The organism is Fischerella major NIES-592 (assembly GCF_001904645.1).
Taxonomy (GTDB): domain Bacteria; phylum Cyanobacteriota; class Cyanobacteriia; order Cyanobacteriales; family Nostocaceae; genus Fischerella; species Fischerella thermalis.
Map to the genome: position 1 here is coordinate 387,538 of NZ_MRCA01000003.1, position 21,791 is coordinate 409,328.

General features: G+C 38.9%; 17 protein-coding genes. 9 read left to right on the forward strand and 8 right to left on the reverse strand.

All coding sequences use genetic code 11. The annotated features are described in order from the left end of the window. Positions 1 to 162 precede the first annotated feature (162 nt). Together NIES592_RS09020 and NIES592_RS09025 are read left to right on the forward strand one after the other, a co-directional pair. Positions 163 to 1,257: an IS701 family transposase gene (locus NIES592_RS09020; protein ID WP_073555545.1), complete on the forward strand. Its 1,095-nt coding sequence runs from the start codon at positions 163 to 165 to the stop codon at positions 1,255 to 1,257. A gap of 111 nt (positions 1,258 to 1,368) precedes the next feature. Then, entirely contained in the window at positions 1,369 to 1,773 is a 405-nt protein-coding gene (locus NIES592_RS09025; protein ID WP_073555546.1) for a DUF4359 domain-containing protein, read from the forward strand. Between the two features lie 35 nt (positions 1,774 to 1,808). On the opposite strand, the gene rppA is transcribed toward NIES592_RS09025, so the two are convergent. Continuing rightward, positions 1,809 to 2,498: a two-component system response regulator RppA gene (rppA, locus tag NIES592_RS09030; protein ID WP_062245764.1), complete on the reverse strand. Its 690-nt coding sequence runs from the start codon at positions 2,496 to 2,498 to the stop codon at positions 1,809 to 1,811. Positions 2,499 to 2,565: 67 nt separating this feature from the next. On the opposite strand from rppA, the gene hisG reads away from it, so the two are divergent. Both hisG and NIES592_RS25815 read left to right on the forward strand, forming a co-directional pair. Continuing rightward, positions 2,566 to 3,210, forward strand: a complete 645-nt coding sequence (hisG, locus tag NIES592_RS09035) for an ATP phosphoribosyltransferase (protein ID WP_062245763.1) — start codon at positions 2,566 to 2,568, stop codon at positions 3,208 to 3,210. 103 nt (positions 3,211 to 3,313) lie between these two features. Next, the gene (locus NIES592_RS25815) at positions 3,314 to 3,562 is read left to right on the forward strand and encodes a hypothetical protein (RefSeq protein ID WP_082720477.1); all 249 of its coding nucleotides are present in this window, start codon (positions 3,314 to 3,316) and stop codon (positions 3,560 to 3,562) included. Here the strand turns inward: NIES592_RS25815 and cydB are convergent. Both cydB and NIES592_RS09050 read right to left on the reverse strand, forming a co-directional pair. Next, positions 3,550 to 4,563: a cytochrome d ubiquinol oxidase subunit II gene (cydB, locus tag NIES592_RS09045; protein ID WP_073555547.1), complete on the reverse strand. Its 1,014-nt coding sequence runs from the start codon at positions 4,561 to 4,563 to the stop codon at positions 3,550 to 3,552. The genes NIES592_RS25815 and cydB overlap by 13 nt on opposite strands. A gap of 8 nt (positions 4,564 to 4,571) precedes the next feature. Then, positions 4,572 to 6,014, reverse strand: a complete 1,443-nt coding sequence (locus NIES592_RS09050; protein ID WP_073555548.1) for a cytochrome ubiquinol oxidase subunit I — start codon at positions 6,012 to 6,014, stop codon at positions 4,572 to 4,574. Positions 6,015 to 6,398: 384 nt separating this feature from the next. On the opposite strand from NIES592_RS09050, the gene NIES592_RS09055 reads away from it, so the two are divergent. Both NIES592_RS09055 and NIES592_RS09060 read left to right on the forward strand, forming a co-directional pair. Further along, positions 6,399 to 7,223 (forward strand): sulfatase-like hydrolase/transferase, encoded by an 825-nt coding sequence (locus NIES592_RS09055; RefSeq protein WP_073555549.1) that lies wholly within the window; start codon positions 6,399 to 6,401, stop codon positions 7,221 to 7,223. A gap of 15 nt (positions 7,224 to 7,238) precedes the next feature. After that, entirely contained in the window at positions 7,239 to 8,747 is a 1,509-nt protein-coding gene (locus tag NIES592_RS09060) for a hypothetical protein (protein WP_073555550.1), read from the forward strand. Positions 8,748 to 8,906: 159 nt separating this feature from the next. On the opposite strand, the gene NIES592_RS09065 is transcribed toward NIES592_RS09060, so the two are convergent. Both NIES592_RS09065 and NIES592_RS09070 read right to left on the reverse strand, forming a co-directional pair. Continuing rightward, positions 8,907 to 10,001 (reverse strand): FG-GAP repeat domain-containing protein, encoded by a 1,095-nt coding sequence (locus tag NIES592_RS09065; RefSeq protein WP_062245754.1) that lies wholly within the window; start codon positions 9,999 to 10,001, stop codon positions 8,907 to 8,909. An 820-nt stretch (positions 10,002 to 10,821) separates the two neighbouring features. Then, entirely contained in the window at positions 10,822 to 11,736 is a 915-nt protein-coding gene (locus tag NIES592_RS09070; RefSeq protein ID WP_073555552.1) for a TauD/TfdA family dioxygenase, read from the reverse strand. Between the two features lie 575 nt (positions 11,737 to 12,311). Here NIES592_RS09070 and NIES592_RS09075 point away from each other — a divergent pair. From NIES592_RS09075 to NIES592_RS09085, 3 genes are all read left to right on the forward strand, one after another. After that, a complete protein-coding gene (locus NIES592_RS09075) occupies positions 12,312 to 13,814 on the forward strand; it encodes a hypothetical protein (RefSeq protein WP_143168358.1) in 1,503 nt (500 codons plus the stop codon). A gap of 381 nt (positions 13,815 to 14,195) precedes the next feature. Next, entirely contained in the window at positions 14,196 to 15,674 is a 1,479-nt protein-coding gene (locus NIES592_RS09080; protein WP_073555554.1) for a hypothetical protein, read from the forward strand. Between the two features lie 270 nt (positions 15,675 to 15,944). Next, positions 15,945 to 16,850: a sulfotransferase family protein gene (locus tag NIES592_RS09085; RefSeq protein WP_073555555.1), complete on the forward strand. Its 906-nt coding sequence runs from the start codon at positions 15,945 to 15,947 to the stop codon at positions 16,848 to 16,850. A gap of 209 nt (positions 16,851 to 17,059) precedes the next feature. Here NIES592_RS09085 and NIES592_RS09090 read toward each other — a convergent pair whose 3' ends face one another. The 3 genes from NIES592_RS09090 to NIES592_RS09100 all read right to left on the reverse strand — a co-directional run bounded on the left by NIES592_RS09090 (position 17,060) and on the right by NIES592_RS09100 (position 21,645). Further along, complete coding sequence (locus NIES592_RS09090) at positions 17,060 to 18,247, reverse strand: alpha/beta hydrolase family protein (protein ID WP_231936414.1); 1,188 nt, start codon at positions 18,245 to 18,247, stop codon at positions 17,060 to 17,062. 160 nt (positions 18,248 to 18,407) lie between these two features. Further along, entirely contained in the window at positions 18,408 to 18,938 is a 531-nt protein-coding gene (locus NIES592_RS09095) for a hypothetical protein (protein ID WP_073555556.1), read from the reverse strand. Positions 18,939 to 18,999: 61 nt separating this feature from the next. Then, positions 19,000 to 21,645, reverse strand: a complete 2,646-nt coding sequence (locus NIES592_RS09100; protein WP_073555557.1) for an efflux RND transporter periplasmic adaptor subunit — start codon at positions 21,643 to 21,645, stop codon at positions 19,000 to 19,002. Positions 21,646 to 21,791: the final 146 nt, after the last annotated feature.

Sequence of the window (21,791 nt, forward strand, 5' to 3'; positions counted from 1 at the left end):
TAGCAATAAATTTATATAAAAATCTGTGAAAGATAGAACAAGCAAAAAAAATTACTTCAATAAAGCTTCATAAAAATGTAAGTAAACTTTGAGTTATATTATGTGACGCCACTAAAAAATGTCTCATTTATAAGCATCCATAATTTTTTCCGGAGTCAAAATATGGCGCAACCCAGGGAAGCAACTACTACCCGTACTTTTGTGGATAACTATTGTGCAAACTACAAACATCTTTTTCCAGAGGTAAGAAGTTTTGAATTTTTCAAGTGGTTGCATTTAGGTTTGGTTTCTGATATTGATCGCAAAAGTTTACCTGCGATCGCTAAATATTTAGGATTAAATAATCAAGCTTTACTCCATTTTGTTACCGAATCACCCTGGCAAATCAACGAACTCAGAAATCAAAGATTATCTATTATTCGTCAGGTTTTGCAAGGAAGGAGCTTTACCTTAATTATTGATGATACTGGAGATAAAAAAAAAGGGAAAACTACAGATTATGTAGACAAACAGTATATTGGGAACTTAGGCAAATTTGAAAATGGAATTGTTTCAGTCAATGCCTATGCTTTCCTAGATGGTTTAATTTTTCCTCTTACATTTAAAGTTTTCAGACCGCTAAAAAGATTAAAACCGGGAGATACTTTTAAAACTAAGCCCCAATTAATTGCTGAGATAATTGAAGAATTACAAGCAGGAGGGTTCACATTTGATTTGGTATTAGCAGATACTGTCTATGGGGAGTGTGATACCCTAATTAATATTTTAAATCAATCTCAACTTAATTTCATTGTTGCAATTAGAAGTAATGTTGGTTTTTGGTTAGCCCCTAGCCAGAAGATGAGGTACACCAGTTGGAAAAACTTTCATCGGATTTTCAGTAACGGCAAAACAGAACAAAGCTATATTCGTGAAATTATCTTTGGTAGCCGTCGAGAACTAAGGTATTGGCAGATTACAAACAATAGAGAACAATCTGCTGAGAATTTCACTATGTTTTTAATGAGTAATTTACCAAAGTCTATTACTTCAGCAGTTGATAACCCCTATGGGTTAATAACTTGGTTGGAGTATGGCTGTAAACACAGTAAAAACTACATAGGTTGGTCAGATTTTCGTATCACTAATTATGAGCAAATAGAACGTTGGTGGGAAATTGTGTCTAGTGTTTACTGTATGCTGAGTATGCAATTTCATATTTTTCAGCAAAAGTCTAATCAAGCGATTCACAACCAAAACACTGAACTTATTGCATAACACGGTAAGCTGTTGACTTGTAGCAGCTTTTTACCTGAGGTTTCGGAAATCCGTGTCTTTGCTACTGTATATACCATCAAGCAGTCAATTGCATTGTTTGATGAAAAACTTATGAAGGCATCATTGCACAATCTTTTAGGTATAAGAAAAAGTACATTCACACTGATAGCTATTGCCAGTGTTGTAGGTGTAATGTCTTTTACTAATCCTGATAATAATACTTATGTTAATTATGCCGCAGAACGACTCACCAGCGAAATACAAAACGCGATTTGCCAAGGACCACAGTTACCACAAGGACAGTTATGGGAGGATATAAGCAAACTTACAGCCAATACCTGTAAATCGGGATTAGCAACGGGGATAAATTTTCAAGAAAATAACATTAAAGATTTTATTGCCACATCAACCGAGCGTCAGAACTTTGTAGCTTTTAGTATCTACACTACCAAAGTACCTGGATATAACTTTAAAACAATTGGCGCATTCGGGAATTTTTTCACATTTCAAAAATAATAGAGTCTTGATAACTAATAACTGATAACTGTTCACTATTCATTAGATATTCCAAAGCGATATCCTTTACCATAAACACTATGAATTAATTGAGTTTCACCAGTTAACTCAATCTTGCGTCTTAACAGACGTACTAGCGCAGCAATAACATTACTACTCGGTTGCTCGTTATCTTGCCACAAGTATTGCATAATTTGGGTGTGGGTCAGGAGCTTGCCAGTATTTTCCATAAAATATTGCAGCAACTGACTTTCTTTTTGTGATAATTCTATTACCCGTCCTTGACGATAGGCGACTTGATTTTCTGGGTCAAGTTCCAGATCAGCTACTGTCAAGCGAACTGTAGGTGTACCCGGTATCTGAGAAACAGATCGTCGTAACAAAGCACGGACTCTTGCTAGTAACTCTCGCAGTTCAAAAGGCTTGACTAAATAGTCATCTGCACCAGCATCTAAACCTTCAACTCGGTCATCAAGAGTATCTTTCGCAGTCAGAAATAACACAGGAGTAGTAATTCCTCGCCTGCGTAATTCTTGACATATCTCCAATCCCGTTTTTCCAGGTAGCATCCAATCTAAAATCAGCAAGTCGTAATTGCTGGTTTGTGCCAGTTGACCGCCACTTGTACCATCATAAGCAGCATCGACACTGTATCCTTCACGACTTAAAATCCGACTCAAAGGGTCAGTCAATTCAATTTCGTCATCAACTACTAAAATTCGCATGACCAGCCATCAATATTTAGGAATCAGCTTTCCTGTATTATTATCATGCTGACCGCTAACGCTATTTATGCTTACTGTTGCACTGCCTAAAGGGGAACTTCTCAAACATAGCATCCAACTGCTACAAACTGTAGGGCTGGACTTTAGTGCGTTTTTAGACTCTAGTAACCGACAATTACAAATTACTGATACTAATGGCAAAGCAAAAGGACTACTAGTCAGAGGGCAAGATGTGCCAGTTTACGTAGAATATGGTCAGGCACAACTGGGTATAGTTGGTTACGATGTACTGCGTGAGAAAAAGCCGCAAGTAGCACAGTTAGTTGATTTGCGGTTTGGGTATTGCCGGATGTCCGTAGCAGTCAAACAATCCAGCCCCTACCGATCGCCTTTAGATTTACCAGCTCATGGTAGAGTAGCATCCAAATACATCAACTGTGCGCGGGAATATTTCCATAGCTTAGATTTACCTGTAGAAATTGTGCCGTTGTATGGTTCCGTGGAACTAGGGCCAATCACAGGCATGTCGGAAGCGATCGTGGATATAGTCTCCACAGGCAGGACATTACGCGAAAATGGTTTGATGGAAATTGCAGTACTCTATGAAAGTACAGCACGGTTGATTGCTCATCCTTTAAGTTATCGTCTTAACACAGATAACCTCAGTAACCTGATAGCAAAGGTGCGTGAGGTAACATTGGCAAATGTATAAATCAAGACTTAGTGTCTTAGTGCCTTGGTGGTGTAAATTAACCACCAAGACACAAAGACACCAAGCTAAATCAGAATTTATCTGAACTTTACTGCGACTAGCAATGAATCAGACTATAGATTTTGATACTAACCCAACAGTTGCTGTGAGCGAATATGACAACATGGCACGTATCGCACTGCCTGGTTATGAAGCAATGCATATAATGGTGTTGGCTTGTTTGCGATCGCATCTGCCAGATATTGTTGCAAGCATCTGTCTAAAAATCAAAATCTTTGTGTCTTTGTGGTGGTTAATATTCATCTTATCCACCACAAAGACACAAAGACACCAACTTACTTACTCTCCGTAGTGACCACCAGTGACCTTACCCCGGAACACAATATATTGATAAATGTTGTAGAACAACATTACGGGGATCAGCGCACCAATGAAAATAATCATAAAAACCAGCGCACTCGGATCAGCAGCAGCTTCATAAATAGTGATTTGAGTGGGGATAATGTAGGGAAAGACAACCATTGCCAAGCCCACAAATGTCAGCAAGAAAAGCAGAATTGTCCAGATAAAAGGCACTTTTTCTTCTTTACGAAATAAGCTTCTAATCAATAGCGAAATCAACAAAACTCCCAACAAGGGAATCACAGCAAATAGGTAAACCAGCGGGCGATGAAACAAACGTTCTCTGGCGTAGTCGTAAAATATTGGAGTACCAATTGTAATCAAAATGGCTCCAATCAAAGTTGTCACAGCCGCAATTTTTGCTGTTTTGTAGTGGGTATCCTGTAATTCGCCTGTGGTTTTCCAAATTAAATAGGTGGAACCAATCAGGACATAACCTTGGATGAGAGTCAAAGCTACCAGCACAGTCTGCCAACTCAACCAATCCCAAGTCGTACCGATAAAGTGACCTGCTTGATCTACCTGAATTCCTTTGAGTACGCCACCAAGGGCGAATCCTTGACCTAAGGCTGCAAGAAAACTACCAGCACCAAAGGCAAAGTTCCAGAATAGTTTGCGCTTAGCTTGTTCACGAAATTCAAATGCGACAGCGCGAAAAATCAATCCAAATACCATCAACAAAATGGGAATGTAAAGGGCATTTAAAATCGTGCCGTAAGCAAGGGGAAACGCCCCAAACAAACCACCACCCATGAGAACTAACCAAGTTTCGTTAGCATCCCAAATATTACTCAAGCTAGTCATTAGGATGCTACGGCGTTCTTCTGTAGAAGCAGTCAGGGATAAAATTCCTACCCCCAAGTCAAAGCCATCGAGCATGACATAGAGGAAGAGGAAAAGAGCTAAAATACCAAACCATACTTGTGGTAAAAAATAACTTAGCGTCTCCATCAAACCTCCTATTGCTGTGCTTCCACCGGGCGCTCATCGGGAATAAATTCTCCAGGAGTAGTTTCTACTGCGGGTTGGTCTTTTAAGCCTGGTATTGGTAAATCTAGTCTGGGGCCTCTACGGATAATCCTACTACCAAAATATAAAACTGCAACAAACAACAGACTGTAAACTGTGGCGAAGCCTGTTAAAGTCGCTAGGACATTACTAGCAGGGAGATTTGAGGCAGCATCAGCCGTGCGAATCAGTCCGTACACAGTCCACGGTTGTCTGCCTACACAACGAACTATCCAGCCTGACTCCACTGCAATGTATCCTAAAGGAGCAGCAAAAATCCAGCCCAGCATTAACAAGCGTTGCTGGGAAATGTTCTCTGGGGAGAGTTTACCGCGTAGCCATTGAATAGTACTGACTAGCATCAATCCTGCTAGGAAGAAGCCAATGGCAATCATGATCCGGAAGGAGTAGTAGATCAATGCTACTAGGTGTGGTCTATCGGCTGGTTGCCATTCTTTTAAACCGAGTACAGGTTCGGAAAGTTTTGGTTTGAATTCCAGAATGTAGCCAAGGGCATTGGGGATAGTGATTTCCCAATCGTTTTGTTCTGCTTGTTCATTGGGTAAAGCTATTAGACTCCAATCTGCTGGCTGTCCCGCTGGGGTTGTATGCCATTGTGCCTCCATTGCTGCTAGTTTGGAGGGTTGGTAGTGATACACTTGTTCACCACTCAAGTGTCCTACGTATATCTGCAATGGTGCAACAGCGATCGCAGCTGCTAAAGCTATCTTAAAAGCTTTGGCAAAGAAGGCGCTATGACGATTGTTGTAAATATACCAGGCACTAATTCCACCAATTACAAACAGTGAAGTTTCCAGTGTGCCTAAAAACATATGCGACACACTCACCGCCATAAACGGATTGAAAATACCCTGAAAGTAATCGTGGACGATAAACTTACCGTTGACCATTTCTCCACCCGCAGGAGTTTGCAACCAGGAATTAGCTGCCAAAATCCAGAAGGTTGATAAGTTAGCACCAACAGCAACCAGGATCGTAGAAATAAAGTGAATGATTGGGTGGACACGTTCCCAGCCAAATACCATAATTCCTAAAAAAGCCGCTTCCAGCATAAATGCCCAGGAAGCTTCAAAGCCGATGATGCTACCAAAAAAATTACCAATTGCTTCCGATAGAGGGGCCCAGTTTGTGCCAAACTGAAACTCCATCGGAATACCAGTAGCGACACCGATACCAAAGTTTAAAATGTAGAGTTTTGACCAAAAGCGGGCATGATAGTAGTAATCTGGGTTACGGGTCTTCAACCATATTCCCTCTACAATCGCTAGATAAATTGCCATGCCTGTAGTCAGTACAGGCCACAGCATATGAAATATGGCTGTCAGTGCAAACTGCATCCGCGACAGCGCTACAGTGTTAGACAAAAATTCCATAAGTTCTTCCCTTCACTGGTTGAACAACTATGTGTCAGGATTGTCACCCACTACATAAGCAGTAAATACCTGTGAGTGTGACAATCCTTTACAAATTTTTAATGTATGACTTGTTGTCGTAAAAATGTCAGGGAAGCGATCGCAGATACTTGGTAAAAATTTAATCTTGGTTTCTTACGTCAAGTTTATGGAGTATTAAAAACGCTATCAATAGCATTCAATAGCTTCTCTAAAAACTTCTTGAGATTTTGATTGTATGTTGTCCAAAGTTATCAAGCTCAATTTATATACTTCATCAAAATTTCGCTAAATCTAGTCAAAAAGTTAAAATTTACACTAACCTAGTGAAGAAGTATAATTTTCTTAAAGTCAATCTTTATACCCATGCCCAACAATCTTGTATACATCATCATGGATAGCTGTCGCTATGACAGCTATGCGGCGGCTGCAACACCCAATATTGATCTACTCGGAAAAGCAGAGTGTCGTTACAGCTATGCATCTTGGACTTCCCCCTCTCACTACACTATGCTGATGGGTATGATTCCACATCAAAGCCCACGCGGTGTATTCGCTTCAGAAGTGTACAAGCAAGAGTTTGTCAAATGGGTAAATCGTTTGAATATCCCAAATCTGTCTTTTAAAACTTTTGTGCCTTACTTATCTTTACCAAAAGTTTTACAAGACAATGGCTATAAGGCGATCGCCAGGGTTTCCATGCCTGTTCTGAATCAGTTTACCAACATTAATAAGCATTTTGATGATTATAAATTAATGCCAAATCATAATGATTTTCCATCCATGATTAATGAAATGGAATTTCCTGATGATCAACCTCGTTTTTACTTTTTCAATTTAGGCGAAACTCATTATCCCTACATGCTGAAGGGAGATGATATGCCTCGGATCTCAGGTGTACATGGAGTCTTTAAAAATATTGATGAATTTTTGCTAGTTGGCGAAAAACCAGAAGAGAAAAGCTTTTTTGAACCAGAAGAAATGACTCGCTTACATCAACAACAAATTAGTTGTGTAGAGTATGTAGATAAATTTATCGGTGAATTATTTAATAAATGTCCTGATAATACTCACATCATCATTACAGCAGATCATGGGGAATTATTTGGAGAAGATGGTTATTTTGGACATGGGCCAATTATGCATTCTAAGTGTTTTGAAGTTCCATTTTTAGAGGGAATACGCCCGTAATTATGAATGTAAAAAATGACTCAGGTGCGAATTTTTAATCCAGAACCAAACCGAGGATTGAGTGAGGCTAATTTCCGTAAAATTTGCAAAAACGGTTTTGGCGATGGTAATAATGCTTATGCCCATTCCATGGCTTGGTTCAATGGACACTTGTATGTTGGAACAACCCGCGCCAACCTCTGTCTTATCCGTAGTAGTATGCCCCATGTCAAGATTGATATGTGGCCTGTTGAGTGTCCTCATAAAGTCTATACCCCAGAGTTTGAAAGGAATTGGGCCCGGGCAGAAATCTGGCGCTACAATCCAGTTATCAAACATTGGGAACGAGTTTTTCAGGCTCCCATGACCTTGGCCAAGGAAGGAGATGAATTCAGCCGTGACCTTGGCTATCGAGGGATGGCAGTATTTCAAGGGAAATCAGACCCAGAACCAGCGTTGTATGTCAGCACTTGGTCAAGGTCGCGGTCTAATGGCCCACTCATCATGCGTACAGAAGATGGCAAAAACTTTGAGGTTGTCTCTAAACCTGGATTAGTAGGTTTACCTGTTACCAGTTTGCGCTTACTGATTCCTTTCAAAGGACGCTTGTTTACTGCACCAACCAGTGCAACTGGAGGTAATGCAAATACTTCTGGAGTCGCTCAGGTATATGAAAGTAGTGATCCTGCTAAAGGAGAGTGGCGTGCTGCGAGCGATCGCGGATTTGGTGATCCAGAAAATCGCACAATCTTCGAGTTAAGAGGATTTGGAGACTATCTTTATGCCGGAACCGTCAATAATAATGGTTTTCAAATCTGGCGTACTAAAGCAGAAGGAGAACCTCCTTATCATTGGACTAATGTTATTACTAACGGTGCAGGTCGTGGCAGTCTGAATCAAATCGCTGCCAGCATGATGGTTTTCAAGGATGCTCTGTATGTCGGCACTGGTATCCAAAATGGTGGTTACGATCACCTCAATAAAATTGGCCCTGCGGGAGCGGAAATCATCAGGATTCACCATGACGGTTCTTGGGATTTACTTATGGGAGATATCCGCGATGGTAGATATCCCTTGAGTGGATTATCAGCTGGGTTCAATAATCTATGCAATGGTTATGTCTGGAGGATGGGAGTACATGATGGTTGGCTGTATGCAGGAACTATGGAATGGAGCGACATCATGTGCTACATCTCCTTAGAAGGGAGACCAGACAAAACAGTTCGGATGCTCCAGCAAGTAGGATTGGAAGAGATAGTTAAATATCAAGGTGGCTTTGAAGTATGGCGTACCTTTGATGGCGAAAATTGGCTACCAGTAACTCGACAAGGATTTGGTAACGTATATAACTATGGAGTTCGTAACTTTATTTCCAATTCTTACGGTCTGTTTATCGGTACAGCCAATCCTTTTGGTCCACGTGTAGCAGTTCGTCAAGAAGGAAAGTGGACATATGTAGACAATCCCAATGGTGGCTTGGAAATTTTGCAAGGAACTTTAGATTGGGATAGCCAACTTCAAACTCAAGAAAAACCTCCTCTATAATCACAATACTTCACCAATTTCATGAACTGATAGAACTGCTCACCAAGGACGTTGCTGAATTGTGGTATGAATCCGGACGACCAGACACAATATATCGCATCTAGTCAATGTTGTGGTATTACCCATAATTTTCATCCATGAAATCAGCAACGCCAGAAATTAAATCCTGTGATTGAGCAGCACTGAAACTGTATTAGATGTATTATTGGCTACAGCAAAATCCAGATCACCATCATTATCTAAATCTCCAGCTGCAATGGAAACAGGTCTATTTCCAACAGAAATGTTTGTCAGTAAACTAAACATACCTTGACCATTATTTAACATTAACGAGACATTATTGGAAAAATGATTCGCTACTATTAAATCTTGATCACCATCACCGTCTAAGTCTGCTGACTCCACCGCCTTGGGAACATTTCCCACATTGTAGTTTATAGCTGGCGCAAAGGTACTATTGCCATTATTCATCAACGCTGAGAAATTCTTAGATTCAGAGTTTGCTACAGCTAAATCATAATCTGTATCACTATCCAAATTACTGATTATGATCTCGTATGGACTAGTGTTAACAGCAAGGTTCTCCAATAGATTAAATGAACCGTTTCCACTGTTTTTCAAGATGGAAACATTATTAGAGCCGAGATTTACCACAGCTAAATCAGTATAGCCATCGCTATCAAGGTCTCGATTGGCTAAAGCCCAAGGCTTAGTACCAACAGTAACATTTTGCGAAACACTGAATGAACTAAGACCATTGTTTAGGAGTATAGCTACACTATTGCTATTATTGTTAGCTACAGCTATGTCTATGTGACTGTCAAGATTAAAATCTCCGATTGTTACTCCATAAGGACCACCCCCAACATTAAAGTCATTTACTGTTCCAAATGAACCATTACCACTATTCAGTAGCACTGAGATATTTCTAGATCCAGAATTCGCCGTAACTAGATCAAGGTCAAGGTCTTTATCGAAATCTGCGATCGCTAAATCTAACGGTTGAGTACCCACACTATAGTTGACTGGTACTCCAAAGCTTGCATTTCCCTGATTGAATAGCACTGAGATGTTTTTGGAATGACGATTGGCTACAGCCATGTCCAAGTTTCCATCTTGATTTAAATCTCCAACCACTATCGACTTTGGACCATTTCCAGCAACAGCATAATCTACTCTTGTGAAAGTCAATGTTTCAACGGCGTTCAGTTCTCGGAGTTGGCTTGCTACAAGCAAGACAAAGGTTAAGAACATTAACAGTAAAAATCCGTAAGGACTCTTGCACAAGCTCATACACAATATCCAAATATTTGCTCAGGTATTTTTGGGAAAAAATCGGATGAGTTTGGTGGAAGGTTGATATTCTTTTTGTAATATTTATTACATATTTCCTAGTAAATATTGCTAACTTATTTTGAATGAAGCGTAAAGTGTATGTAAAATTTTAGTAAAAAACAATACATATTTTTCAAGTATGTAATTGGACTTTCTTTGGAGAATTTAGGATCCAAAATATGGCGTTGCTGAATTTGGTCATGAATTATGTGTGCATACATTTTTGTAGTTCGATGCCAAATCATTGTAGAGACGTAGCAATGCTACGTCTCTACTACGTCTGGTCATACCCTGTAAATTCATATCTTGATTCAGCAACGCCCAAAATATAATGCAATACCTTAGATCTTGCACCTAATTTTAGTCCGCCAAAAAATAAATTATAGGTTCAAAGCTCAAGTAAGCTTTAGCTTACTGAATATACATTTGAGTCCGTTTTAACCAACTTTGGCTATGAGGATTGAACTTCAGTTCAAGGCCTACTCAGGGCTTATAGCTGAAACTTTTTTTACTAACTACACCAGACGTAGAGAACACACCAAATACCAGATAAGAGAAGGAGGAAATGCTTAACTGAACTGTACTGAAATATAACGATAAGTCATAATTATCACTAACTCAAAGATTGACAAAATTGGGTCGGGTAGAAATCCCGCCCAATTTATCTTCAAATTGAACTTTGTTTGTGTAGCAGCGATGACAAACATCGCCTGCAATAAATTTGGTATTATTGCCAAATTCAAAGCGAGAAAACTGGATTACATAGCCTCACATAAATGTCTCTTTGATTATCAGAAAAAGTTCTTCTACCATGAAGTAATCTGGTATTATCAACCATGAGAATATCTCCTTTTTGCCATGCAACTAATTGGGTTAATCTACCAGTAATTTCTTTGAGCTCATCAATTACATTCTCAGGAATTGGAGAATCATCCTCAAACCTGACAAGACTATTATTTCGACCCTGTGCTTCTTGTTCTATGACAGGTAAAATGTTGTTAAGAAATACCTTGTAATTACCACATCTACTGAGAACAATTGCAGATGTTATATACTCAGTAGTAATAGATTTTCCCGCTTCATTTACCTTCAGAAGCATATCATTATCATTGCATACTTTCTCTACCACTGCTAAATCGTTAGTTTGATAGATTTTTGGCCAAATTTCCTGAGGATAGGTGCGAATATATTTTAAACGCTTGGAATGGAATAATTCCTTAGTAGTTTGGCTTAACTCATTATAAACTTGAATGCCGTCACAAATTGTCGTCTCGCCATCACTTAATGCCGGAGTAGCACAGTAAAACCACATCATCTTTGGCTGTGTTTTCGTGTAGTACATTTCTCCATGAAAAGGAACAGCACAAGCAATTTTGTGACCAGTTACAGATAAGACTGTGTTATCTCCATTGATAGAATCTCTGCTATAAGCACCGCCGACATAAGTCATAAAGCTAGTGCTATATAATTCTGTAAATTTTTTAAATTTATCTACGTCAGTCTCAAATCCCCTAAAAAGTATTAGGCTAGAAGATTTAAATAATTTAACAACCTCATCTATATCTAGATTCAGAATATTTTCATCGCCTATTCCCTGAATGATAATACCAAATTGTTCAGTAATGGGTGTTATTTGCATATTTATAGATGGCATAATTTTTGTCTGGAATGTAAGGTATTGTTACTCTAATTCATGGAGTATCCTGCAATTTGTCTCTTGCAAATTGGCATTATTTAGCTTGCATCCTAAATTTTCAGCCTTGGAAATATTGTGGTAGTTAGACACCCAAACCCACGACGTGGTAGTAGCATAGCTAACTGCAAGTGCTGGTCATCAACTTGCGGATATGTAAAAAATAGCTCCACTGTTGCATTATTACTTAAGTAGTAGGGTTAGAGCAAGAGCAGCTTTACTTAGACATAGATTACACAATTACTAAGAAATTTAAAGATAATCTGGCGATCGCATGATTAATTGTCATTCTTAGCCAACATCTGACAAGAGTAAAAATTTTACATGTAAATCTCCCTAAGTCATGTTCCTAACTTTTTAAATACTTTCTTAATTTTATTTTTATTAAATCTTTATAAAAAATTTACTTGTATTTTTTAATGCTTGGTTATTTAGTATACATAATTTACTAAGTGATAAAAACCTGCAAAAAATCCAAATACAGCTTACTCAGAATTTGAGAGAAGGTTTCAGATTTGAAATAAGGAGTATGATCAGTGCGTATAAATTTAAGCAAGCTAGTTTCGTTGCTAGCAGGGACTGCGACGGTAATTGGATGTTTTTCAGGTAAAGCTGCCGCTAATTCTACATTTCAGGAAAATTTACCTCCTGGCTATCAAGTCAATTCAGGTTCCCTCGTAGTTGGTCAGTCATGCTCTTGTGCAAGTTTTGGACTACCTGGAGCACCACCACCTCCTCCTCCTTGTTCTGAAACTGGAACAGAAGATGAACTTTGTTTTGGGAGTTCTAACACCCGTTACGCTTGGGCTTACACCAATGTTGCTGGCATCAATGGACAAGAATGTGTAGAAAAACAAAACGAAGACTACACCATTGGACCTTGTTTTCAACTTGATGGTGATGATGCTGTGGTGATTTATGGCAAAACACCAGAACAAATTACCTACTATAGTATGACCTTATATAACTCTTTGTCATACAGCCAATCTTTAGGCGATTATGCTGTGACCATGGCCAGCATTAATCTCGACCTGAACAATAGAAACCTAAAAACTGCTAGTTCTTTGCCATTCAACAGTAATTACGCAGTTATAATCACATCCAACACAGGCACACTCAAAGCCGTCAAGAGTGCCTTGATTAAATCTGGTATTCCTGATAGAGCCATCAATAGCTATCTATTTCCAGCCAAGTATGCCAACGCTGCAACCAGCGCCAACCCTGAGCAGTTGTCATTTCTATTGCGTCTGACGACTCAAACCCCACAAGAAAAACAACGAGTCAATACCTTTGTAGAACAAACAGCACCTGCGACAAAAGTAGCATTTATCAAAGCCCCAGGGACTACTGGTGATGTTACCGATAGCAGCTTAAAACGTTGGGAAGATAATCTGAGAACTGACACTACAGAGTACCAACAACAGCTAGACAAGAAACTAGATTCATTACAAGCCAATGTAGTTAACTACTACCAACAGCAGGGGTATACACTCAAGTACCACCTCACAGAAAAAATGAAACACTCTGAACCAATAGAGTGCATAACTAACTTTACTTCCTGTGCATATGATTCACCCAATGCTCTTTACACCACTTTCCCTTGTGATTTCTCTTCCTTCCCAATTACGGCTTTGGGTTGTGGGATTAGGTTAGAAGATGGTGATTTTCTCATGTTGGTTGGGGTAGACCACACTACCGTCGTCACAGACTCAAACAAAGGTCTTGCCACTTATTTTTCTTATGAAAGTAAGGGTTCAGTGGATGGAGAAACCTTTTCTTTTGTTGGGCTTTACACTCAAGGTTCAGCTAATCGATTCCTTTCCTCGTCTGATGCTGCTAATTTATACGCTGTTCGCATCAATCCTTACTCATGTGGTAATGACCCTTATTGTGTGATTGCTTTTTCCAAAGGTACACCTCAAGACAATCCGTTTTTCTTCATTGGTCGTGTCTATCTTGATAAAGTCACAGCCACTGGTCCTAATCCTGCTAATCTCATTCCCGCCCGTTTGCTTTGGTTTACTAAAAGCGCCCAGTAGCACTCTATACCAATTTCGTGAGTTAATTCAGTGAGTACTGTCTACATGAAAACACCTCTGCTAAATTCAGCAGGATTGATATCAAACTAACTGTGTGAACGTTACCTAAACAGCATATCTTTGCTTGAACATCTGAGCTAATTTGATTAGCTCAGATTTTTAATATGTAAATTTTGTGTATATTTTCTAATTTGCTTTGCTACATATATTTGTCAGTTTTTAATCAAAGATTTATCAAACTTGTATAGTTTTCCTGCAATTATAAGTAAGTAATTTCAACTAGTAGAAATATCTACCACAACTTAAATCTATCAAGATAACCAGGGTATAGGTAGATGCAAGATTTCACGTAACACTTAAGGATATATGGGTATAAGTTCGATGAAAATTTTATCATTCCTAGCTGGAATGATAAGTGTACCACTGGCTTTCTCTAGCCAAGCAGCTACAGCTAATTCAGGTTCATTTGTAGAAAATTTACCGCCTAACTATACCAGCTATGCTGGCAAGTTAGTAATGGGAAAATCGTGTAGTTGTTCATCTAGTAGCATCTCTGGAGCGCCTCCGGGACCACCTCCATGTAACACAAACCCTTGTTATGGCAGTTCTCATACTCGTTATGGCTGGGTGTATACCAATGTAGAAGGCATAAACTCTAGTTTCTGCGACCAGATGATGGAGACTAGCAGTGGTGTACCTCCCTGTTTTCAGCTAGATGGAGATGATGCAATAATCATTTCTGGTACTGTGTCTACCATCAAAGACGTTCCATTTTATAGCTTCACTGCTTATCAAAGTTTTACTTACAACAGCGACTTTTCAAGTAACTATGCTGCCTTAGGAAGCAGTGTTGGACTTAGCATTAACAATGCCAATATCAAAAAAGGTACTAATGGTAAATACATTTTGATTGTGACAGCAAACACCCAGACCTTAGATACAGTTAAAAATGCTTTAAAAGCATCGGGTGTGCCTAATTCAATTATCAACACTTATCTGCTACCTGCAAGTATCACTAACGTCGGAAGCTCAAGCTATCCTGACCAACTCTCATTGCTACTTCGGATTACAACTCAAAGCCAGACTGAAAGACAGCAAGCAGAGACTTTTGTCCAACAAACTGCACCAGAGACAAAAGTGGCTTTTATTAAGGGACCAGGCATCACTGGAAACGTCACGTGGGATGATATTCCCAAGTGGAACAATCAGCTGAGATCTACTACTGTTGAGTACGACAAAAAGTTTGACCAAAAACTGAATGCCTTAGAACAGGCTGTGATCAATTCCTATGCTCAAAAAGGATATACGCTCAAAGCAAGCCTGACCCAAAGTATGACTCATGTTGACCCACAAGAATGTAGAACGACTCCTTCATACTGTGCCTATGATTCCCCAGATGCTCTTTACACGAGTTTTCCTTGTGACTTTGCTCCAGGACCATTAGATACTCTTGGTTGTGATATTCAAATCCCGAAAGATAGCGACGATGTTCTCATGTTGGTTGGGGTAGACCATAGCCTAGTAGATGATAAGTCTCTGGCTGCTTATCTTTCTTTTGAATCAAAAACATCTATAGGAAGTCAAGACGGCACATTTTCTTTTGTTGGTCTCTACACTCAAGGTTCCGCGGCACAGTACGTATCATCTACTAATGCTAGGAATCTCTACGCTGTTAAAATCACCCGTACTTGTGGCAGTGACCCATTCTGTGTGACCGTACCTTACCAAGGAGGGACACCTGAAGACACTGGGTTTTACACACTCGGTCGGATTTATCTAGATAAAGTGACTGCAACTAGTTCTAATCCTGCCAATTTGATTCCCGCCCGTTTGCTTTGGTTTACTAAAAGCAATCAGTAGTATGCCACACAAACTTTGGTGAATTCCTGCTGTTCTAATACTACTGTTGATGTCACGGATGCTAATCTCAAGCGTTTGGAAGATAATTTAACAAACGACAACACAGAATAATATTACTACGCCACACCAAATTTGCCGGAAGAGAATTAGTGAAGTGAGAAAAGAGTAAAGGGGAAACATAAAACTACCCTTTGCTTTTTATTTTTTACTCCACAAAGTTTTTCATAAATCCTTGAGAGCAGATAAGCCAACAGCTTTCCAAAGTCGCATATGTCAGTTCCTCCACCTCTTTTTATCCTGGGTTCTCCGCGTTCTTTTACATCCTTAATTTGCGCCATGCTAGGTCAGCATCCTGAAGCTTACGGCATGCCAGAACTAAATTTGTTCATCACTGACACTTTGGAACAACTATCAGAACGCATGAAAGGAATGCGTCAGTTTCAAATGCATGGTTTGTTGCGTACAGTTGCCCAACTCTATGCAGGTGAACAAACAATTGCATCAGTAGAAATGGCACGTCGTTGGATTCTAACCCGGATGAATAAGACTACTGGTGAAGTATATGTCGAACTGTGCCGTAAAGTAGCACCACTACGCATTGTAGACAAAAGTCCTGCCTACTCAACTAAACTCGAAATTCTTAACCGGATGCGCGAAAATTTTCCCAATGCTTATTATCTGCATCTTATTCGCCATCCCAGAACCCAAGGAAAATCGATCATCAATATTGCTGATGGTTTAATGGCTATACTCGCCAACTCTATTGATTATTCAACAGATCCACCTACAGTTGACCCTCAGATTTCGTGGTATAAAATGCAATGCAATATTTTGGATTTCTTAAGTACTATTCCTCATCAGCGACAAATGTGCTTACGTGGCGAAGAGATGTTAAGTAATCCTCGTCTATATTTTGAAAAAATATGTAACTGGTTGAATCTTTCTTGGGATGATTCAATCTATGAAATCATGTTGCATCCTGAAAACTCTCCCTATGCTTGTTTAGGACCATATGGCGCTCAATTAGGTAATGACCCCAATTTTCTCAAATCACCTGGTTATCGCGCCTCAACCATTAAACCTAGCCATCTAGAGGGGCCGTTACCTTGGCGTCCGGACAACAAAGGTTTTATGCCCGAAGTGATCAAGATGGCTAGAGAATTTGGGTATGAGTAAATCCCATATAGATACATACGGTTCAATTATTATTCTTTGTGTCTTAGTGTCTTAGTGGTTAAATATTATCTTTTTCACCACCAAGACACCAAGACACCAAGGCAAATTAATCATTACTGAACTGTGTTGCTATGATAGATGAAAAAATAAGGACTACACAGTCCTTACTCAAAAAAATATTCTTACAAGCAAATTACCAAAATTTGATTTTATTTGAAAGAAATTGAGACATCTCCATTGCTTTCAGACTTGAGTGCATCAGACTTGAGGAATTCCTTAGCTTTGCTATCCTGTTTCAAATAAGCATCCCAAAAAGAGAGACTGGCAGTTTTGACATAACTAAAGATGGTTCCTTCTTGCTGTTGACCACCGCCAAAAAATCTGCGATCGCCACCCCCAAAGCGTTCTCGTAACCTCCAACCACGTTGTCGTCCTAAAGTTTCACCCCTAGCTTGTCCACGGTCAGCAAATCTACCACTGAATGAAAAGTGGGAGGCTCCCTCTATAAAAACAAGATACTTGTCGCCCGCAGGAGAATACTTAAAAGGCTCCTCTTTCCAATCTGGCCCTTGTCCTTGAGCGCCTCTATCTTTGGAACCAGTCATCGTCATCATCGGCAGATTTATTTTTGCCCAAGAGTTACGAGTTAGTCCTTGCTGACCAGTTCCCTGAGGAGACAATAACAAGACTGCACTCACACGACGGTCTGCAAAACTTTGTGCTTTAGCTCCTCCTGGTATATCAATGGTTGCTCCGCCAACCAACTGAGCAGTGTAAGCACCGTAAGAATGACCACCAACACCAATACGCTGAGTATTCATTTTGCCTTTCAACTGGGGTGCTTGGCGCTCTAGTTCACTCAAAGAACTAATGATAAAAGATATATCGGTTGCACGGTCTTTCCAACCTTTGGCATCGCCCAGCATTTGTCGGACGCTTTCACGTAAGTTCTCAGAGTTGCCTTGTTGCCTGTTTAAAGCTATTGAATCTGCATGGGTAGGCTGGATGCAGATATATCCTTGACTAGCCCAGAAGCGAGTCAGAGGAGCGTAATCATCCTTGGAAGCGCCAGCCCCATGAGAAAAGACTATGACAGGAAACGACCCTTGTTGTCCTTCCGGGTAAGAAACTTTAATTGGTATCTGACGGTTGCGTTGGGCATCCTTGAGTATTAGGTTGTCGACAATACCGACATTGTAGACTTGTTGATGAGATTTGTGCGTAGATGCAACTAATGAGCGATCGCTTACTGAGGTTGGTGAAGACTGAGCAAACACGTGATTATCATTCCACTTAGAAGAGCAAGCTGTCACAGTAGGAGATATCAATAAAGTTATTGGCATAAGTAAGACAAAACATCTAGCTATTCGTACCTTGAGAAAATTTTTATTTTTCACACTAATTTCCTCGATATAACAGATAAACTACTTAGAAAGTCAGTTTATTAGTCTAAAGAATCTGTTGTTAACTCTAGACAAAATAATTGCTTGCCAATATTCTATATACACGTGAACAGAGTTCAAAATTGTTTTATGGTGAAAATCTGTTTTTTTGTACTCAAGATTTAGAATCGATGATTTTCAAAACAGTGTCTGAGGTTTCACTGATTTCTTTGACATCCTCATTCGCTTTTTGTTCCTCTGCCGTAGAAATTAAATTCAGTTCTTTTTCTGTAGTCTTTAACAATTTTTGCAGCCAAGCTTGACGATTGTTTAGTGTTTCTTGACGTTGTTTGATCTCATCTGGTGTTGTGAAACTAAGATTCATTTCCAAAGCAAAATGAGACATGTCGTCAATAAATTCCAGCATACTCCCTTGAGTCAGGTTAGGCTTTTTGTGATTTTCCTCCGGGATTTCTTCTATTTTATTTTGAGATTTATTCCCCTTAAAAAATCCTATAAGCTTAGTCAGAGAATTAGCTTGTTGTATTTCTGTAACTACATCTTCTTTGATTTGGGAAAGTGACTCAAGTTCTAGCTGATTTTCATCATGTAGTGCTTTTAACCAGAGCTTGCGATATTCCATCTGGGCTTGGCGCTGTTTAATTTCTTCTATACTACTAGACCCATAAACTCTTTCTATATCCATAATCTATCTTCCAATTTTTCGCTGTTTTAATTCATAGAAAAGTTTGCCAATTAATAAAAATTTAAGGAATCCAAGACCACAATTCAATTTGAATAAATCGAACAATAGGACGAGTAAACGCTATGATTACAGGCATACTTTTACCCTCGATTTTTGCATAACCAGACATACCAGATTTTAAAATTTTGCTAGTTCTGGGAAACTCTACTACTACCTTAACCACTCGACTAGATGTTGCATTTGTAGACTCTAAAGTTGTACCGGAAGTTTGATTAACAGAAATCTTACTTGATGAATTATCATTGCTGGTAACAGGTTCAATTGAAATTACACGTCCCATCAAAGGATCATTGGGATATGCGGTCAGCTTAACTTCAGCCTTTCCTCCAGCAATAATTTCACTTACTTCATATTCGGGAATTTGGATTTCTCCATAAATATTGCGAGAGTTTTCTACAGTAGCAAAGGTATCGCCCTTATCTAGATAACTACCTACTTTTTGCTGCAATTCAGAAGTGACTATATATCCATCAAATGGCATTACTAATTTAGTACGTTTAAGCTGACTATTAAGATATGTCAATTGTTGCCTCAGACGCTGGATTTCTGCTCTAGTAGCTGCTATTTCTTGACGCACAGCATCTAGTTCTTCTGGATAAGGTCCACTCTTGACTAAACTGAGATTAGCTTTTGCTTCTTCTACTTTTTGATATTTAACTGCAACATCTTCTTTTGCTTCCTGTAGACTTTGTTGAGCTTTTTCAACATTTTGCTTCATTTCCTCAACAGTATTGCGATCTGTTGTAGCACGCTTCTCAGCATCTTCATACTGTTGACGAGAATAAGCACCTTGTTCTGACAAATATTTAAATCTCTCAGCTTCACGAAGACTAAATTCAGCTCTACTAATAGCAGTCTGAAGTGCTCCTTTGGCTACTTCCACTTCTTGTTGAGCAACTTTTACTTTTTGCTTAGCAACTGCTACTTGCTGTTGTGCAACTTCTACTTGTTGTTTAGCAACTTCTACATCTTCTTTCTTAGGAGTAGCTAGTAGCTTAGCTAGTTCAGCTTCCTGCTTTCTCATATCAGCTTGCTTACTGTTTATTTGCTCCTCGGTTTTAGAAAACTCATTGCTAATTTCCGGAGCTTCCATAGTTGCTACTACAGTTCCGGCTTTTACCCAAGTACCATCACCACCTTTGAGTAAAACTCGGGTAATTTTTCCATCAACTTCAGCTTGTATTTGCTGCTGCTTAGAAGTTATTAATTTAATTTGACCACCAGAACGATATGGATATGGCAAAAAAAGTGCCAAGCCTCCAAGCATTGTACATGCTTTTAAAAATGTACCCAGCCAAGATTTATTGACTTTCTGATTTGCGTATTCTGATTCTTTTGCTGATGTAATCATATCTCTTGTCACTAAATTATTCAGTTTCTGTGAGTTCAAGCATTTAGATATTGGCTGGCGTAAAACAAGTGCTAATAGTACAAATAAAAATATATAGGTAGTACCATTACCTAAAATTCCGGGCAAGTTTTCTGCTAAACCCCCAGCAGCAAAATAAATGATTGTCAAAATCACTGAGATTGAAAAAATTCCTGCACCCAGCAAAAACAGTTGCAATCCTAATTTTTGTTTTGCAGGTAATGATTTTGGTAGGGGACGGCGGTTAAGTAACATATCCCAAACCAAAAAAGATCTTTGAAACAAGTTAGGTGGTAGACGAAAATAAGCTGTTGTCCATACATAGCCGTCAGAAGGCCATAGAGGACTTGCATCTAGTAAAAAATCTATAAAACTGGCATGAGCAAGTAAAAGAGCGTAATTGCTCAATTGTGTTCCTGTTTCACGGTGCAAATACCAAACTAAAACACTCAAAACAAATAAAATTGGTCTGGTTATTACTGGAGTTGCTAGAGTCCACAATTGTTTGTGACGTCGAAGTTGCCACATAGGCTCTCTATCAATATAAAAGCGGGGTAAAAATCCAGCAGCCAGAACCAAGCCAAATTTCGTAACTGTACCACCATAATAAGTAAGCACTACACCCTGAGCTATCTTAGCTGTCAGAGAGGCAAAAATAAGATTAAATATATAAATTTGTAAATAAGGTAAAGACTTAATTCCAGAAAGATAATCAGACCACAAGAGAAATTGGTTATTAAATAAAGTTAAAAAAGCTATGGGTATGCCAGGTATCAATCCCCAAACTGATACTTGAAATAACAGACTAAATGGTGCAAAAATATTTTTGAGAACAGCAAATTTTTTACCAGGATTGACAGCAGACCATATATAGACTTGAGATTTATGTTTTTCTTTTTTAGAAAAAGTCATACCAGAAGATATTCTGGTATATTCATTTTGTTTAATTTCTAATAATGGTTCCTGTATTACATTTTCTATATCTGATTCAGATAGAAATGGTTCGAGAAGATTACACTCTGCAATTTGACGAGAAAACTGATCAAAATCTTCTTCGGCTAGTAAAGTATTAAAACGAGATACAAATTTATCAATAATTACGGATGGAGTAGCTACTCCATTCATCGATTGGCAAAGGAAATATTCTTCCAATCCGAATTCAAATATTTGCTCAGAGTTGGGAATTTTAACTTGGTAACATTCAGGTTTTTTCCCTACTTGTGGAATTCTTTTAATTTCTAAATCTCTACGCCAGCGATTTTTTAATGGTTTATACATGACAAATAAACAGAAATTGTCGGCTCAATTTTTTACTTCTTTGTGTGATAAAAGTTTATTTTAGATATTGTTACTCAAAGCAGAAGTTTTTTAGCTTATGAGATTTGTCTAGATCAGATAAGGGAGAGAAACTAATAAATTTCTCC